Consider the following 16,490-nt stretch of genomic DNA (forward strand, 5'->3'; position numbering starts at 1 on the left):
CCGCCAGGCAGAGCGCGGCCACGGCCCACGGGCGGCGCCCCACCCGCCCGCCGGTCCGAGCCGCCGCCCCCGCCCGCGGCTGTCGGCCCAGCGCGCGCGAGGGCCAGAACATCCGCCGGCCGCAGACGGCGAGCAGCGCCGGCAGGAACGTCAGACTGCCCAGCAGCATCACCAGCACCGCGACCGCGATCGCCGGGCCCAGCACCCGGAACTGGCCGAACGTGGCCACGCCGAGCGTCGCGAACGCCGCGACGATCGTCAGCGCCGCCGAGGCGATCGCCGTACCCACCCGCTGCGCGACCACCGCGGCGGCCTGACGGCCCGACTGCCCGGGATGCCTACGCAACTGCTCGCGGAAGCGGAAGAGCAGGAACAAAAAATAATCGACACCGATGCCCACCAGCACCACATTGATCAACCCCGGGGTGGACGGCGCGAGCCGGATCCCGCTGAGCAGCGCCCCGCACACCACCGCGCCGGCGGCCGCCCCGCCGATCACCGAGACCGCGAGCAGCGGCAGCAGCGCCGCCGCGAGGCTGCGGAACACCAGTACGTGCAGCAGTACGATCACGCCGGCCGTCACGAGTCCGACCACCAGCGCCCGGGTCCGGCCGGCGTCGTCGGAGTCCACCGTGCCCGCCAGTCCGCCCGTGAACCCGGTCCGCATCCCGGCCGCCTCGAACGCGGCCCGCGCCTGGTCCCGGAAGGCCTTGTACGTGTGCTGCACGCCGGGATCGGCGGGATTGCCGGTCAGTTCCACCGACAGCAGCCGCAGACTCCGGTCGGGCGCGGTCAGCGCGGGGCGCACCCGGGCCCGCTGGGAGTGGTCCCGGACGAAGAGGGGAGGCGTGTCGTCGGTGCGGGGCATGGTGATCCACCGGCGGGACAGGCCGGCGGCCTCGGCGTCGATGCGCCGCTCGTCGGCCTCGGTGAGCGCCGCGCCGTCCTTCCGCGCCACCAGCACCGTCAGCGGGTCGACGTCCGGCCGCACCCCGAAGTGCTCCTCGGCGACCTTCAGCGCGGCCGCCGATCCGTACGAGGCGGGCAGGAACGCGCCGTTGCCGGGCTCGGTCGCGCGATGGACGAGCGCCTGCCCCAGGAACGTCAGGCCGAACCCGAGCACCGCCCACACAACAATGACCTTCCACGGACTTCGCGTCGCGAAGCCGGTAAGGGCGCGGATCACAGAACCTCCGTACGTCCCACGAGCCCGGGAATGCACGGGCCGGGCCGGGCAGTTCCCGGACGCCGTCCAGCCCATCACCGGGCGGGCCCCGGATCGTCGCCGTACGGAAGGAGACCCGGCCCGGGACCCGGGTCCGCCCCGACCGCCCGACCAGGACCCCGGTCCTGGTCCCCCTCCACCTCCGGGTGGACCTGCGGGACCGCCCGCGGTTGCGAAAATGGATCACACCAGCGACGACACAGGAGCGAGAACCGGCATGGCACTACGCCACGACGCGACGGAGGGCCTGCCCTGGACCCGCCCCGACGCCCTGGTGGCCGTCGGGGCCGCGGCCGTGGACCTCGTCGGCTACTCCCTGGGCGCCCTGGACGAGAACCGGCCCCTGACGGTGCCCGCCCTGGCCCTCCTCGTCGCGGCCGCCCTGTGCGTGACCGCCCGCCGCACCCGTCCACGGGCCACCCTGGCCGCCGTACTGGGCCTCGGGGCCCTGCTGAACCTGACGACCCCGCTCGGCGCCCACTTCACCGCCGCCCTGACCGTCGCCCTGTACACGGTGGCGCGGCTGCGCCGTACGCGCGACGCCGTGCTCGCCACCGCCGTGACCGTACCGGCCTCCCTCGTCGGGCAGACCGGCGACGGGACGTGGGACATGGCCGCCCTCGGCAACACGGTGGCCGCGGCCCTGGTGGCGGGCGCGGGCATCCTGATGCGCCGCCGGGCGCAACAGGCCGAGGAGCACCGCGTCCTGCTCGCCGAGCGGGCCGTCGCAGCCGAACGACGCAGGATCGCCCGGGAACTGCACGACATCGTCGCCCACCACATCACCACCATGCAGCTGATGGCCGGCGGCGCCCGCGCCAACCTCGCCCACGACCCCGAGGCCGCCCGCGAGGCCCTGACCACCCTGGAGGGCTCCGGCCGCACGGCACTGCGCGAGATGCGCCAACTCCTCGACGTCCTACGGGCCGGCGAGGAACCCGAGCCGGCCCCGCCGGCCCCGCAGCCGGGCGCCGACGACCTCGAACGCCTCGTCACCGAGTCCCGACAGGCCGGAACGCAGACGGGGTTCACCGTCGACGGCCCGGTCCGCGCCCTCCCGCCCAGCGTCGGCCTGACGGTGTTCCGCGTCGTCCAGGAGGCCTTGACCAACACGCGCAAGCACGCGGAGGCGGCCCAGGCGCACGTACGGCTGACCTACGCCCCGCAGCAGGTCGAGGTCGAGATCCACGACAACGGCTCGACCCGCACGCCCGGCAGAACGCTCACGCAGACATCCGGATACGGCCTGATCGGCATGCGGGAACGCGTCGCCCTGCTGGGCGGGACCCTGGAGGCCGGCCCCATGCAGACCGGCGGCTTCCGCGTCCTGGCCCGCCTGCCGGCAGCGACCGGCGAACGAACTTGCGAACGAACCGGCGAACCACGAGAGGAACAGCCAAGATGATCCGGGTACTGATCGCCGACGACCAGCCGCTGGTGCGACGCGGCCTGACCCTGATCATGGCCCCCGACCCGTACATCGACGTCGTCGGCGAGGCCGCCGACGGCACCCAAGCGCTCGCCCTCGCCCGACAGCTCCATCCCGACGTGGTGGTCATGGACATCCGGATGCCCGTCCTGGACGGGGTGGAGGCGACCGCCGAACTGTCCCGGACCCTGCCCGGATGCCGGGTCCTGGCCCTGAGCACGTTCGACATGGACGAGTACGTCGTCGCAGCCCTGCGCGCCGGCGCGTCCGGCTTCCTGCCGAAGGACACCTCCCCCGAAGAACTCCTCGCCGCCGTACGCGTCGTCCACTCCGGCGAGGCCGCCGTCGCGCCCCGCCTCCTCACCCGCATCATCTCCACGTACGTCCGCACCCCCCGCCCGCCCACGTCACCTGCGGCCGACGACCTCACCGCACGCGAGCGGCAGATCTGGCAGCTGATAGCCCTCGGCCTCGACAACACCGAGATCGCCCGGGACCTGGACATCAGCGTCTCCACGGTCAAGAACCACATCACCGGCGTCTTCGGAAAGCTACGCGTACGCGACCGCGCCCAAGCCGTGATCGCCGCCTACGAATCGGGCCTGGTCATCGCAGCCGGTCGCCAAAGGTGATCAGTCACTGCGAGCGGCGATGCCGCCGGCCTCGACTTCCCCCGCAACGCGATCAGCCACCTCGCCCTGGGCACCCCGGGCTGGGGGCAACCGGCAAGCCGAGCTGTCCGCCACCTCATCGCCACGACCCGACGGTGTTGGATAGCCGCATGGTGAGACGCAAGAAGGAGAAGAAGAGGAAGCGGCCCGACTGGGGCATTCCGAAGGGGATTGTGCTGTCGGCGACGCCAGAGGGCTGGCGCCAGAGCGTCCTCACCATGGAAGGCGGCATGCTCTGCGGGCGTCTGAACGTGCCGATCAACACCGACCCACAAGACGCGCGGGCCGCGGCGGCCCGGATGGTGACGCAACTCGCGCGCGACTTCCACGACACCGACGTCAACGTGAGCTGGGACCCGCCCCGCGAGCCCTGGTCATGGACCGCTCAAGTCACCCTTGCCGCCGGGACCGAACCTGCTCCGCCGGACGCGGACGGCTGAGGGGCAAGCTGAGAGGGGTGTCTGACGTGGCACGTTTCACGAACCTCTTCCAGCAGGTCTGGGCGGCGGCGGCCATGGCCAGACCTCGGCTCTGCCGGTCGTTGCGGACCATGTACGGGATCTTGAGACCACGAGCAGCCCATGGAAGGCTCATGCCGCATGATCGATGAATTCGCGAAGGACAATCTGCACGGGAGACTGCGGCGGGACCGCGAGGCGCTGCTCTGGAAGCTCGACGGCTTGTCCGAATACGACGCCCGCCGGCCTCTGACAACGACCGGGACAAACCTCCTCGGCCTGGTCAAACACGTGGCCACCGTCGAGGCCAGGTACTTCGGCGAGGTCTTCGACCGCCCTTGCCCGGAACCGCTGCCCCGGTGGCAGGACTACGACGGCAGCGATCTGTGGGCGGCCGAGGACGAGACCCGCGATCAGATCATCGGGTTCTACCGGCGCACGTGGGAACACTCGGACGCGACGATCAACGCGCTTCCCCTCGACGCCCCCGGCCACGTGGCGTGGTGGCCGGAGCCGTCTCCCAACACGAACCTGTTCGCCGTCATGGTCCATGTCCTCGGCGAGACCAACCGGCATGCCGGGCACGCCGACATCCTGCGCGAGGGCCTCGACGGCCGGACCGGCATGCGCCCCGAACACGAGAAGCAGATCGACGAGGAAGCCCGTGCAGCCTACTGCGCGAAGATCGAGCAGGCCGCCAGATCGGCCGCACCGATCAAGGCGTAGAGGTCGTCTCACGTGACGCAAGTGGGTGGTGCGGCATGACGCCGTTCGCGGGCGCTGGTGAACACGGCGAGCCGGCTGCGGGGCAAGGGCCACGGGCGCAGCGGTGATCTCAAAACCGGGGCATGTGCGCGGTGGCTCACGGATAATGATGATCAGCCGTCGTGGCGGAGCAGAGACACAAGCCCGCGCGGCGCTGGCCGATGGCGGCTCATGGCAACTGGGGGACGGGCAATGCGTATAGGGGTGTATCTCGCACACCCGCGGCCGGGGAGTTTCAACCACGCTGTATTCGATGCTGTCGTGGACGAGCTGCGCGGGCGAGGGTGCCAGGTGTTCGCGCATGACCTGTGCGCTGAAGGTTTCGCACCTTTGCTGGCTGCCGATGAGACGGGGACGGTCCAGTCGGCGCCAGGCGCCCACGACCCGCAGGTGGCGCTGCACCGGGAAGAGGTTGCCGTACTTGATGCCATGGTCTTCGTCCACCCCAACTGGTGGGGCATGCCACCCGCTGTCCTCACGGGCTGGGTACAGCGCGTATTCGTGCCTGGCGTCGCCTACAAACTGGGTACCGCGGAGGGCGAGCCCGCAGGGCTCCTGAAGGCCGCCAGGGCTCTCGTCCTGAACACCTCGGACACTCCCGCCGGCCGTGAGGAGGGTGAGTTCGGGGACCCGCTGCACAACATCTGGTCGGCATGCATCCTGCCGTACGTAGGAGTTGCCGACGTGCGCCGGGTTGTCTTCCGTACGGTCACCGACTCGTCGGATGAAGCACGCGCGGCCTGGCTGCATCAGGCACGTACGCAAGCCGCCGCACTGTTGGCCTGAACCAACGGGTACGGGTTGCTGCGCATGTTTGCGTGCACCGAGAGAGGTGGGTAGCCGGCTCCGCGGAGTTCCGCGAGGAGGATCGCGTGCAGACGGGGCCGGACGCCGGCCTCGGTCCATTCCCACAGGCGCCGCCCGCACGTCCCCCCGCTTGTCCGTCGGCACGTATGCCCAGGTCACGCCCGTGCACAGGACGTAGACGATTCCGCGCAGAGCCGCACGGCCATCGGCCGGCAGCCGGCCCGGCCACCGCAGACGTCGCGGCGGTCGAGGAGGCATCAGCGGGGCGACACGATGCCTGGAAGGGGGGTCGCGTGGACCAGTCGAACGGCCCGCAACTGGAGCCAGTCCGGTTGGTGGCTGCGAACGTTGTGGCATGGCGTCGACACGGGGTTGCAGGCCAGGAGCTGCGCCCTGGGACAAAGTTCTTCAAGGGCGGGGCGAAGGAGTACGTGGCCGACGCGTACTGGGGTCCGGGGGATGACCGGATCACGTCCGTGGGACGCGAGCGGCACACCGGGCGGTGGATCGTCATCGACATGGCGACGCGCAAGGCCCGACGCGCACGTGGGTTCATCTCAGCGGATCACGCAGCGGACGTCTCCGCGACGCTGGAGCAGTACGCGTGCCAGTACCGAGCCGAGACGGCGCCGTACGCTCCTCACCCGGACCGATGCCTCTGCCACGCCTGCCTCACGGGCGAATCCGGGTGACGCGTGCTACTTCGCATCGAGCGGTTCCAGGCGCCGGTAGCTCCCCCCGACCTGCTCACAGGCCGGCCGAACCGTCCAGCCGATGACCGGCGACAGCGCCCACGGGCTCGCCTCCCTGGTCCAGCCAGTGATCGATGATGGAGGCGGCGGAGGCCTCCCGGCTGTGGCACGAGGCGCAGGCCCACCGCGCGCAGCCGAAGTCCGCCGCGGATGACGCACGGCCGCTGCGCGAGGCCGCCGCGGCCGCGGCGCACCGCCGTCCCGCTGACTCACCGCGAGGAGAACCGATGGAGCGGCTCGGCACGCCCGGGTGTCGGAGGGTGCTGGCAGCATCGGTGCCATGACCTTCATCCGTACCACCCCGCCGCGGCCGGTCGACGTCACCGCGGTCTTCCCTCAACTGGCCCCGTTGGCACGCCCGGCGACCCGCTTGCACCCCCGCCGGGGAGCTCCGACGCCGCATGACAGCTCGATCGGCGGGCCGCTGCTGTGGCCCGCCGGCGAGCCGTGGCCGCACTGCGACGCCCCGCACGAGGGGGGCGGCCACTCGCTGGTCGCGGTGCGGCTGGAGCAGCGCGTGCGGGCGAGGGAGGCGGCGCACCCGGACGGCGTTTCCTCGTACACGCCGGAGGAGAGGGAGATCCTGGAACAGATCGACTGGGACCAAGAGCGGCCCGATGGCCCGGTCCCCCTGCTGCCCGTGGCCCAGTTGTATGTGCGTGACGTTCCCGTGCTGCGCCCGCCCGGTCAGGCGGATCTGCTCCAGGTGTTGTGGTGCCCCCTCGACCACCCGGATCTGTACATGCCCAAGACCGCCGTGGTCTGGCGGTCCGCGGACGCTGTCACCGACATCCTCACCTCACCCCCGGAACCGCTCGATGTGGCGTGGGAGGAATACGTGCCCGAGCCGTGCGTGCTCGCGCCGGAGCAGATCACCGAGTACCCCAACTCCCTGGAGCTGAGCCAGGAGCTGCGAGAGCAGCTGGGCGACTGGAGCAGATGGCAGGCGGCTGACGCCGGTGTGGACAGCTCCTACGCTCCCCACCTGGAGTCCTACTACCGCAGCAACCTGTCCGTCGCCCCCGGCTGGAAGGCCGGCGGCTGGCCCCAGTGGGGCTACACCGACCCGTCCCCTCGGCAGTGCCCCGCCTGCGACACCGCGATGGACGCGCTGCTGACCATCGCCACGTTCGAATCGGACGGCAACGACCACAGCTGGATCCCGTACGAGGACCAGGCCGCCGCGTCCTCCACCGACCACGACCACAGCGACGTACGTCGACCGACCGGTGTCCAGATCGGCAGCGGCTACAAAATGCAGCTCTACGCCTGCCCAACGACGCCGGAGCACCCCCACCTCGAGCTGATGCAGTAGCCGGGGCTATGGCGGGCCATTGATGTAGTGCCTGTGCTGGTGTGCTGGCCTGGGTGTGTTCAGTTTGGTTGGCCGGTGGGCGGGGTGCTGGGTGTCTGTTGTGGTGGTCGGGGTTGCTTGATGGGGGCCCTGGTGGTTGCCGGGTGGGGCTGGTGGCCTGGTGATTTCTTGGATGGACCGAGTGGCTCAGGTGTGCGCGGGTGTGCTGGTTTCTTGTGCAGGTGTAACGGCCGGTCTATAGGCGGCGGTGTCGGGGGTGTTGCCGTGTTGGCTTCGTTGTCTCTAGGAACAGCGTTTGTCGACGGGTTCCGGAGGCATTTGATGATCAGCAGAGACGCGGATGCCGATGCCAAATGACGGCACCGCCGTGTCCCAAGACTCGGTGACGGTCGCTGGATGGCCCGATGGCGTGAGCGATGCGGGCCTCGGCGAGAATGGCAAGATGGATCATCGTTTCGTCGGTATTCCGGAGCTGACTGACGTCCCGCGCGTCGCGGTTGTTGTCGACGTGATGCGGGCCTTCACCGTGGCTGCCTGGGCGTTCTCGCGTGGTGCCGAGAAGATCGTCCTTGCCTCGTCTGATGGTGAGGCACTGGCCCTGAAGGAGAGTCGTTCGGGTTGGCTGGCTCTGAAGGACGGTGCCCCGGCGGCGGGCTTCGACACGGTGAACTCACCCGGTCTGATCAGGTCGCTCGATCTGACCGGTCGCACGATGGTGCAGAAGACGACGGCCGGAACCGTCGGCGCACTGGCCGTCGCGAGCGCGCCACTGGTCTTGTGCGCGAGTTTCGTAGTGGCCGGCGCGACAGCGCGGTTCCTGAAGACCGATGGTTCCGGGCCGGTGACGTTCGTGGTCACCGGCGACGATGGCCAGGCCGCTGAGGACCTGGCCTGCGCTGAATACATCCACCAGCACCTCGCCGGAGGCGATGCCGAGGCGGCCCCGTATCTCCACCGTGCGAGGACTTCCCCGGCAGCCGCCGACCTTGCCGACGGAGTGCAGCGCGGATACCAAGGTGTTCATCCCGACGATGTCGACCTGTGCCTGGAAGTGGACAGGTTCTCCTTCGCGATGGTCGCTCGCGAGGAAGATTCCCTGACCGTGCTGCGTCCCGCCGTGGTGCCTGGCGAGTCAGCCGAGGCCCGCTGACCTGCTGCCGCTGTCGGGGTCATCCCGCTTTGGCTGGTTCCTCGGCTCGGGTGGAGGCGAGGCGGTAGGAGTCGGTGCCGGTCTCGATGATGGTGCCGTTGAACGTGAGCCGGTTGACGATGGCCGCGCAGAGGCGCGGGTCGGTGAACGTCTTGGTCCAGCCTCCGAACGACTCGTTGGAGGCGATCGCGACACTGTTCTTCTCCTCGCACTCGGTCAGGACCTGGAAGAGGAGCTCGGCGCCGTGGCGGTCGAGTTCCATGTAGCCGAGTTCGTCGGTGCAGAGGAGATCGACGCGGCCGTAGCGGGCGATCGTCTTGTTCAACTGCTTCTTGTCCGCGGCCTCGACCAGCTCGTTGACCAGCTTCGTGGCGAGTGTGTAGCGGACGCGGTAGCCCTTCATCGCGGCCTCGGTGCCCAGGGCGATGAGCATGTGGGACTTGCCGGTGCCGGAGTCGCCGATGAGGCAGAGCGGCTGGCTCTTCTTGATCCATTCGCAGCTGGCGAGGGTGTGGATGGTGGCCGGGTCGATGTTCGGGTTGGCGTCGAAGTCGAAGGACCGCAGGGACTTCTCCCGGGGGAAGCCGGCTGCCTTGATTCGCCTCTCCGAGCGGCGGTGTGAATGGGTGCGCTGGCGGCAGCGGGTGGGCGTCAGCGTAGAGATGAAGGTCTTCCCTGCTCATGAAGCGCGTTGGTATTGATCATGGCTGCCGTGAGTTGACCAATCTGCTGCCGGTGGGCGCCCATCACAAGGATGTCTGGCTGTCATGGGCGTGACTGTTCCAGTGCATGGCTCGTCGGCTTGGCTGGGAGGGCGCTGGATACTGGTCGGTTCTTCTCCGGTTGGAGCCTGTGGCCTGGGATGCTGCGGGTATGGGTGAGCAGGCGTTCTCGTTTCTGCCGTTGTCGGTGTCCGCGCGTCCTCCGCGGTTGGTGGTCGTGGTTCCGCATGACGAGGACTGGGTTCGGTGGATGGCTCTCGGTCTGACGCGGGTGTCGCAGGTGTGGGGTGGCAGTGGCAGCGTGGTCGTGCCCGCAGCCGCGGTGGGTCACGCTGGGGTAGAGCGGGCCTTGGCCCAGTTCGGGCCGGACCACGTTGTGGCCTACAACCCGTCGTGGGCTTCGGTAGACAGGCTCTTCCCGGGGCTGGTGGATCGCCTCATCACCGGCCAGCAGGTGGAGGATGAGGCGGCCCGTGAGGCGGCTACGCAGATGCTGCGGGATACGGCATGGAGCCACGCCATCGTGGCGCAGGCTGAGGAAGCCGCTGAAGATCTGCGCTCGCGTTTGGCTGTGAACCGGCGCGAGGACCTTGTCCAGCTCACTCACCTTTTCGATGCCTGTTCCCCCTCCGACCTCACTGAGCTCGGGGCTGTGGCTCGGGTGCCGTTGTACGGGGTGCCGCGTGGGCTGGTGACGACGACCGAGGCGCTGTCCTGCGCGATGGTGATAGGAGTGCAGGAGCAATTGGGCACGGCAGAGGTGGACGCCTCCGTCTGGCAAGCAGCCACAGTTCACCAGGCTGAGCCGGAGGCCGTGGCAGAGGTCCGCCTGGCGGCCGGTTCAGATGCCCTCGCTGTCAGGTCACACGAAGCGGCGCTGTGCATACCGGTCCAGCGTGGGATCCCGAACCGGGACACTCTGCTCGTGTTCGGGGACAAGCCCGAGGACTACGCCCTGTCCGAGGCGCTGAGGCAGACGTACAGCCGTGTCTTTTGGGTTCCGTGGAGCGAGCCGTCCCGGAACGAGGGATGGCTTTACACGCGGTCCTACACGCAAGACCGGATACTCGCGACGAGCGCGTCCTTGACCCTCGACGAGGTGCGGGAACGGTCTGACGCCAGCTGGCGACTGCGCATTCCGTCCGTGGACCCCGATCGCGATGTGGAACCTGAGGTGGTGGCTTCCGCGGAGGTGGATTTCTCCTGCCGGCAGATGGTGGTGCTGCGCGATGCCTGGGAGCAGCCCTGCTCGCTTCCGGTGCTGGTGGGCGAAGAGGGAAGCCTCGATGCAGCGCTCAGCCTGCCGGGAGAGGTCCCTGCCGGTCTTGACCCCGATCGGCACCGATGGCAGGTGACGCTCACGGCTAAGAACCATCCCGTGCCGCCGCTCCACACGCTCACGAACTCCGCTGTGATTGCAGCAGATCAGAACCCGTGGGAGACCTTCGTCAGGCCTGCGGATGGCGGGATCACCTATTGGTCTCACCGGTTCGATTTCGTTTCTGCGGGAGCGTCTCTCGCCGGGCGGCTGGCCGCTCCCAGGCTGTCCTGGCCGGCTATCGGGAAGGTGCTGCAGCACGCTGCAGCAGCCCAAAACACAGCGATCCGCCCGAGCGCGGCTGGGAAGCGGGCCGCCATCGCGGAGAGGCTGCTGGGCTCACGCACCGAGCTGGAACAGCTTGCCTCCAGCCCCGGGTGGCCGGTGCTTCGTGCGTTTACATCGAAGAAGGCGGACTGGGAGCTGCCACCAGGCAGTGCATGGAAGCTGAAGTCGGGTCTCGTGCTGTCGTGGGATGCGGTCGCAGCGTACAAGCAGAAGGACTGGGATGAGCACGCGAGGCGCGCCGAGCTGGACAGATGGGCGAGTCAAGGAGTCGTCCGGCGAGGGCTCGTCCTCGGCTGCTGTCACTGCCCAATCTACGAGTTCTACCCGCTTGCTGAGATCACTCAAGCCTATTCGTGCCGGCGCTGTGGTGGTGAGAACAGTCTGGTCCAGGGACGGTGGAAGTCGCCGCTCCCTGAGCCGAGCTGGTACTACGAACTACATCCGGCGGTACGTGAACTCGTGGAGAACGACGGAGACGTACCGCTGCTGGCGACCCAGTTTCTTCGGACCCAGCACTGGGCCCGCCCAGCTCTGGTGTGCGAGGAGTTCGAGGTCCTCCGAAGCGGCACCCCGTTCGTGGAGATTGACTTCGCCCTGGCCACGTTGGACCAGGTGTGGCTCGGAGAAGCAAAGAGCGGGGATGTCCTCGCGAGTAGTCCCAGGGAGCAGAAGCGCGAGGCGTGCAAGCTCATTGAGGGCTGCGTTGCCCTTGGGGCAGGCGGGCTTGTCCTGGCCACCTCCAAGCCCGGATGGTCCGATGCAACGGTGCAGGTGCTGCAGCACGAAGTACAGGGCAGGCGAGTTGCTTCACGTGTGACTCCCAGAATCGTTCTCCTCGCCGGTCTCGGCACGAAACCCCACCTCACGGTGCTGAAAGCCTGACGAGGCGATCCTCCTCGCCAGGAGAACATGAGCGCCGCGCGTGTCTTCGCTGCCTCTGATGCGGTTACAGGCCACGCACCATCTGGTGATCTTGGCTGTCGTGGGGTGACCAGGCTGCTGCCACAGGCTGCTTAGCAGCAGGGCGGGTGGCTGTCATGGGGTTGCCCATTCCTGTGTGCGGCCGGCCAGTCCGGGTTGTGCTGGTGGGTGTGGGTGAGGAGTTGCGGTTGGCGCGGGGTGTGGTGGTGCGTCGGTTGCTGGTGGTGGACCAGGGGCCGGGGTCGGTGTCGTCGCTGCATGTGCGGGTGATGGCTGAGGCTGCCGGGGTGACGGTTCGGACGGGTGTGGCGGTGGCTGTCCGAGGCGCGTGAGGGCCGGCTGGAACCTGTGGGACGGCAGGACGGGTTCGTTCTGGACGACGAGAAGTGGGCGGCTCTGGCTGAGGTAGGCGGGAACGTCGCGGCGTTGCACCGGCGGTTGACGAACGACGGTTCGCCCTCGCCTGGGGGTGTGCCGTCGTTGGGGACTCTGCATCGTGTGGTGCGCCATGATCTGCAGGCTGGCCGGGTGTTGGAGGTGGCGAGGCCTTCCCGGAACCGGGTCGAGACCAGCCGCTATGACCGGGTTCTGGCCGAGCTGAAGCTTGAGCGGGCGGGTGAGGGCGTGCCGGTGGTCGACGCGGCCCCGGCGACCCCGCCGGGGCCCGGGACGGGCAGGGACAGCGAGGGGAGCACCGGTCCGTCGCGGGGTGGGGTGCGGTTGTTTGTGCCGGGGGCGCGGGTGGTGTCGACGGCCGGGGTGGCTGCGGTGGTGGGGGCGGTGGGGCACACGGCGGCGGCGCGGGGGATGGGGTGTGTGTTCGGGGAGCCGGGGGTGGGGAAGACGGTGGCGGTGCAGCAGGCGCTGCATCTGCTGCCTGACCGGGTGCCGGTCTGGCGGGCGGTGGTCGCCGTGAAGCCGGGTCTGCCGTAGATGCGAGCGTCTCTGCTGGAGGCGCTGGGACTGGCGGCGGGTTCTCTCTCGCACCGGGCGCAGCCGGCCGACCGTGCCCTGGGGGAGGCGCTGCGCCGGCCCGGGGTGCTCTTCCTTGACGATGCGCAGCGTCTGTCCCCGCCGCTGCTGGACTACCTGCGGCTGCTGTGGGACGAGCCGGGTACGGCGGCGGCATTGCTGCTGTGTGGGGCGGGTGTGGAGCGGGTGATCGCGAGGGCGCCGGCGCTGAGGTCGCGCGTGCTGACCTGGCACCAGGTCCCCGAGCTGGATCAGGAGCGGCTCGGGGAGACGCTGGCGATGTTCCATGACGTGTGGGAAGGCGTCGATCCGGCGGACGTGGGATGGGCGGATGCGACAGTGGCGCGGGGCAACTTCCGTACCTGGGCGAAGATCACTTCCCATGTCTACGCCCTGGCCAAGCGGGGCCGGGACGTGCGCGTGGACCGTTCGTTGATCGAGCAGGCCTGTGCCCGGCTGGGCCCCTACCCGTAACAGCGGGCGGTACGGGATCGGAAAGGGAGGCCAAGACCGACGGCAGAGGGCGGTTCCATGATCAGCTCATCCGAGGCGGGGGCACCGCTGGACGTGTCAGAACCGATGCCCGAGCTCCAGGGTCCGGCGCTCGCGGCGTTGCGCGGCCCTGCTGTGCAGCGGTTGCTGCGGCTTCGGAGCCAGGGGAGGCTGTCGCGGGGGCATGTGTGCCTTGTGGGGGAGTGTCTGGGGGTGTCGGAGCGGACGGTGTGGCGGTGGCTCGCGCAGGCCGAAGCCGACCCCGGCGAAGGGGCCGGTCCGGGTGTCAGGTCGGTGGACCGGTTCGAGGTGACGTCGGAGGTACGGGTGCTGCTGGCGTACTGGCGGGGCAATGCCTCGGCGGTCCACCGGCAGCTGGTGGCCCGCGCCCGTGCCGCAGCCGGTGAGCCGGCCATCGCGGTTCCGGGTGGTGCGCCGACGGAGGCGGTGCCCTTGCTGGATCCGGTGCCGTCGTTGTCGACGTTCCTGCGCGCGGTGCGCCGTGATTTGACCGCGGGTGAGCGTGCGGGTCTGGGCCGGGGGCCGGAGGCGGCCCGGGCTCACGATGTGTTCGGGCGCCGCCCGGCACAGTGGCGGAACCAGACCTGGGAGGCTGACCACGTCCAGGCGCCGCTTGTGGTCGACGCGGACGGGGAGCTGGTGCGCCCGTGGGTGACGTGGTTCATCGATGTCGCGACCAAGACGATCACCGGCACGGCCGTTACCCCCGGCTATCCGTCCCGGGCCTCCATCCTGGCAGCTTTGCGTGCGGCCGTGCTGCGCACCGGACCGTACGGGCCCGCGGGGGGCATTCCTGAGCACGTGCGGGTCGACCGCGGCCGGGACTTCCTGTCGAAGACGGTCCTGGGCGCCTTCACCGACCTGGACACCAAGCGCGAGGATCTGCCTGCCTACAGCCCTCATCTGAAGGGCACGGTGGAGAACCTCAACCGGTGCGTGGACCGCATGCTCTTCGCGGTTCTGCCCGGCTACACCCTCACCCCCAAGCCCCGACCCGCCAAGAAGAAGCCTGACCCTGATGAGCCGGTGCCGCTGACGTTCGCCGAGTTCACCGCCGAGGTCCTGAACTGGGCGCGGTGGTGGAACACCGAGCACCGCCCAGCCGGCCTGGCCGGCCGGACCCCCGTCGAGGCCTGGCAGGCTGATCCCACCCCCCTCACGGACGTCCCCGAGGCTGCTTTGTGGGGGCTGATGCTGGAGGACGACGGCCGGGTCCGGAAACTGAGCAGCCACGGCGTGCGCTGGCGCGGCCGTGATTACCTCGGTGCGTGGATGGCCGGCCAGGCAGGCCGCCACGTCAGGATCCGGCACATGCCCCACCACGACCATGAGATCGAGGTCTGCGACCCGGCCGGCCGCCACCTGGGCACCGCCCACCTCGCCGACGCCGCCACGCCCGAGCAGCTCGACGAGCTGCGCCGCGCCCGCACCGTGCGGGCCCGCCGCCTGCGCGAGGACGCGAAGAAGGCGGAGGCCCTGCGTCGGCAGCGCTTCGCCCCGGCCACCACTGCCACGCCTGCCCAGCGCCTGGGCGCCCTCCCGGCCGCCGAGGCCGATGCGGAACTGGCGACGTGCGCCGGTAGCGACATGGCCGCCTTGGCCCTTCCGGACCTCATCGCGCCCGCCCCACCGCCCGACGACTGGAACACCCCCGCCTCCCTGCGCCCCTCCGCCCGTAAGGAGAAGCGATGACGAGCCAGCTGCCGCCGCGAGAGACCGACCACTACACCCAGCTCGCGGACGCCGCGGTCGTCACGACCCGGGCGCTCCTGGCGGCCCGGGAGAACATCGCTGACACGATCGAGGCCAGGGCGATGATGTGCCTCCACGGTCCGGCTGGTGTCGGCAAGACGCTTGCCGCGAACGTCTGCCTGCGCGAGCTGGAGCGGACCCGGGGTGAGGAGGTCTGCCGCATCGCCTTCCGCGCCCGCCCCACGGCCCGAGCGGTGCGCCACGAGCTCTTCGCTGCTCTCGGCCTGCCAGGCGAACCTCCGCGTCACCCGTCCGAGTTCGACCGGCTGATCCTGGACTCGCTGGCGGCCCAGCCGCGTACGCTGGTCGTGGACGAAGCCCAATGGCTCAACCGAGAGACGTTCGAATACTTCCGGTACACGTGGGACCACCCGTACTCGCAGATCGCGATCATCTTCGCCGGCGGTGAGGGAGCCCATACGGTGCTGCGGAAGGAACCGATGCTCTCCTCGCGCATCTTCATCTGGCAGCACATCACCAAGCTCACACTGGAGGAAGTTCAGCAGGTCATCCCGCTCTACCACCCCGTCTGGGCACGGACCGATCCCGCGGACATCGCCTTCGCCGACCGTCACGCGGCGCATGGCAACTTCCGTAACTGGGCCCGGCTAACAGCCCACACCGTGACCGCTCTCAAACGGACAGGCCGCGACCACCCCGACCAGGAAGTGCTCCGCTGGGCCTTCAGCAAGCTGGGCAGCTGACACCCCCACGCAGTCCCATGATCGCGACAGCAGGGGGATCGGTGAAGTAGCGGTGCAACCCACTGGCTCCAGAGTCAATCCTAAACAAGAAATGAAGCATCGGTTGGCTCGGGTAGGTTGTCCGCATGGCTGATGCTTCCGACTACGAGAAGGCCATGCCCCGGGTTCAGGAACACGCGGCGCGGTTCGAGAAGGCCCTGACCGAGATCCGTGCGACGCATGCTGGCAGACCCGCGCCGGAGGTGAAGGAGGCCCTCCTGGCCGCTGGTGAGAGGTATGGCGTGCGCATCGCCAACGAGGTCGCGCAGGACGCGGCCGAACGCATCGCTGACGACACGCTGTAGACAGCCAGAGCCAGACGCATTCAGGTGGGAACCCAGCGCATCACCTGATCACCGTTGCCAGCCGCCCGCGCAGCGGGCCGGCCTGGAGGCGGAGCCGGAAGGTCCCGGGTGGGGGAGCCGGAAGGTCCCGGGTGGGGGAGCGGAGCGGACCCACCCAACAGGCCGAAGGCCTGGACCTCGTGAAACGAGGTCACCTCCCGCGCGAAGCACGGGAGGTCTGGCCTGGCTCTGCCAGGCCAGTGGGGTGGAGCGAAGCGGAACCCCACCAGTCCGAAGCGAAGCGAAGGACCCCCTGCCCGAAGGGCAGGCCCCGGCTCGGCGAAGCCGAGCCCCGCCGAGCGCAGCGAGGCGCTTCGCTGGCACGGCGCGCAGCGCCGTGGGACC

Annotated in this window: 15 protein-coding genes and 1 pseudogene; 14 read left to right on the top strand and 2 right to left on the bottom strand. The window is 69.6% G+C overall.

Features of this window, described 5'->3' with window-relative positions:
- Positions 1-1,186, bottom strand: a 1,186-nt coding sequence (locus GPJ59_RS21655) for an MMPL family transporter (protein ID WP_219668892.1), incomplete at its 3' end; no start/stop codon positions are given.
- Between the two features lie 256 nt (positions 1,187-1,442).
- On the opposite strand from GPJ59_RS21655, the gene GPJ59_RS21660 reads away from it, so the two are divergent.
- The 8 genes from GPJ59_RS21660 (at position 1,443) to GPJ59_RS21695 (ending at position 8,572) form a co-directional block, all read left to right on the top strand.
- Positions 1,443-2,630: a sensor histidine kinase gene (locus GPJ59_RS21660; protein WP_219668893.1), complete on the top strand. Its 1,188-nt coding sequence runs from the start codon at positions 1,443-1,445 to the stop codon at positions 2,628-2,630.
- A complete protein-coding gene (locus GPJ59_RS21665; protein WP_219668894.1) occupies positions 2,627-3,286 on the top strand; it encodes a response regulator in 660 nt (219 codons plus the stop codon). The genes GPJ59_RS21660 and GPJ59_RS21665 overlap by 4 nt, the downstream gene beginning before the upstream one ends.
- A gap of 149 nt (positions 3,287-3,435) precedes the next feature.
- Positions 3,436-3,765, top strand: coding sequence for a hypothetical protein (locus tag GPJ59_RS21670; RefSeq protein ID WP_219668895.1), 330 nt, complete (start codon positions 3,436-3,438; stop codon positions 3,763-3,765).
- Between the two features lie 159 nt (positions 3,766-3,924).
- On the top strand, positions 3,925-4,509 hold the full coding sequence (locus GPJ59_RS21675) for a DinB family protein (RefSeq protein WP_219668896.1): 585 nt from the start codon (positions 3,925-3,927) through the stop codon (positions 4,507-4,509).
- 231 nt (positions 4,510-4,740) lie between these two features.
- Positions 4,741-5,334, top strand: coding sequence for an NAD(P)H-dependent oxidoreductase (locus tag GPJ59_RS21680; RefSeq protein ID WP_219668897.1), 594 nt, complete (start codon positions 4,741-4,743; stop codon positions 5,332-5,334).
- A gap of 314 nt (positions 5,335-5,648) precedes the next feature.
- Positions 5,649-6,047, top strand: coding sequence for a hypothetical protein (locus GPJ59_RS21685; RefSeq protein WP_219668898.1), 399 nt, complete (start codon positions 5,649-5,651; stop codon positions 6,045-6,047).
- Between the two features lie 340 nt (positions 6,048-6,387).
- On the top strand, positions 6,388-7,422 hold the full coding sequence (locus GPJ59_RS21690) for a hypothetical protein (RefSeq protein ID WP_219668899.1): 1,035 nt from the start codon (positions 6,388-6,390) through the stop codon (positions 7,420-7,422).
- A gap of 442 nt (positions 7,423-7,864) precedes the next feature.
- Positions 7,865-8,572 carry a 2-phosphosulfolactate phosphatase gene (locus tag GPJ59_RS21695; RefSeq protein WP_219668905.1) on the top strand — a complete coding sequence of 236 codons (708 nt, stop codon included), beginning with the start codon at positions 7,865-7,867 and terminating at the stop codon, positions 8,570-8,572.
- Positions 8,573-8,591: 19 nt separating this feature from the next.
- Here GPJ59_RS21695 and istB read toward each other — a convergent pair.
- Positions 8,592-9,194 (bottom strand): annotated as a pseudogene (gene istB, locus GPJ59_RS21700) (IS21-like element helper ATPase IstB); the annotation flags it as partial.
- 251 nt (positions 9,195-9,445) lie between these two features.
- Here istB and GPJ59_RS21705 point away from each other — a divergent pair.
- From GPJ59_RS21705 to GPJ59_RS21730, 6 genes are all read left to right on the top strand, one after another.
- A complete protein-coding gene (locus GPJ59_RS21705; RefSeq protein ID WP_219668900.1) occupies positions 9,446-11,782 on the top strand; it encodes a hypothetical protein in 2,337 nt (778 codons plus the stop codon).
- Positions 11,783-12,319: 537 nt separating this feature from the next.
- A complete protein-coding gene (locus GPJ59_RS21710; RefSeq protein ID WP_219668901.1) occupies positions 12,320-12,754 on the top strand; it encodes an ATP-binding protein in 435 nt (144 codons plus the stop codon).
- Positions 12,755-13,267, top strand: coding sequence for an ATP-binding protein (locus tag GPJ59_RS21715; protein ID WP_219668902.1), 513 nt, complete (start codon positions 12,755-12,757; stop codon positions 13,265-13,267).
- Between the two features lie 153 nt (positions 13,268-13,420).
- Positions 13,421-14,998 (top strand): Mu transposase C-terminal domain-containing protein, encoded by a 1,578-nt coding sequence (locus tag GPJ59_RS21720; protein ID WP_219668906.1) that lies wholly within the window; start codon positions 13,421-13,423, stop codon positions 14,996-14,998.
- Entirely contained in the window at positions 14,995-15,762 is a 768-nt protein-coding gene (locus GPJ59_RS21725; RefSeq protein ID WP_219668903.1) for an ATP-binding protein, read from the top strand. The genes GPJ59_RS21720 and GPJ59_RS21725 overlap by 4 nt, the downstream gene beginning before the upstream one ends.
- A gap of 125 nt (positions 15,763-15,887) precedes the next feature.
- Positions 15,888-16,106, top strand: a complete 219-nt coding sequence (locus GPJ59_RS21730) for a hypothetical protein (protein WP_219668904.1) — start codon at positions 15,888-15,890, stop codon at positions 16,104-16,106.
- The last annotated feature ends 384 nt before the right edge of the window (positions 16,107-16,490 follow it).

Origin of the sequence: Streptomyces bambusae, from assembly GCF_019400985.1 — a bacterium.
GTDB classification, from domain to species: domain Bacteria; phylum Actinomycetota; class Actinomycetes; order Streptomycetales; family Streptomycetaceae; genus Streptomyces; species Streptomyces bambusae_A.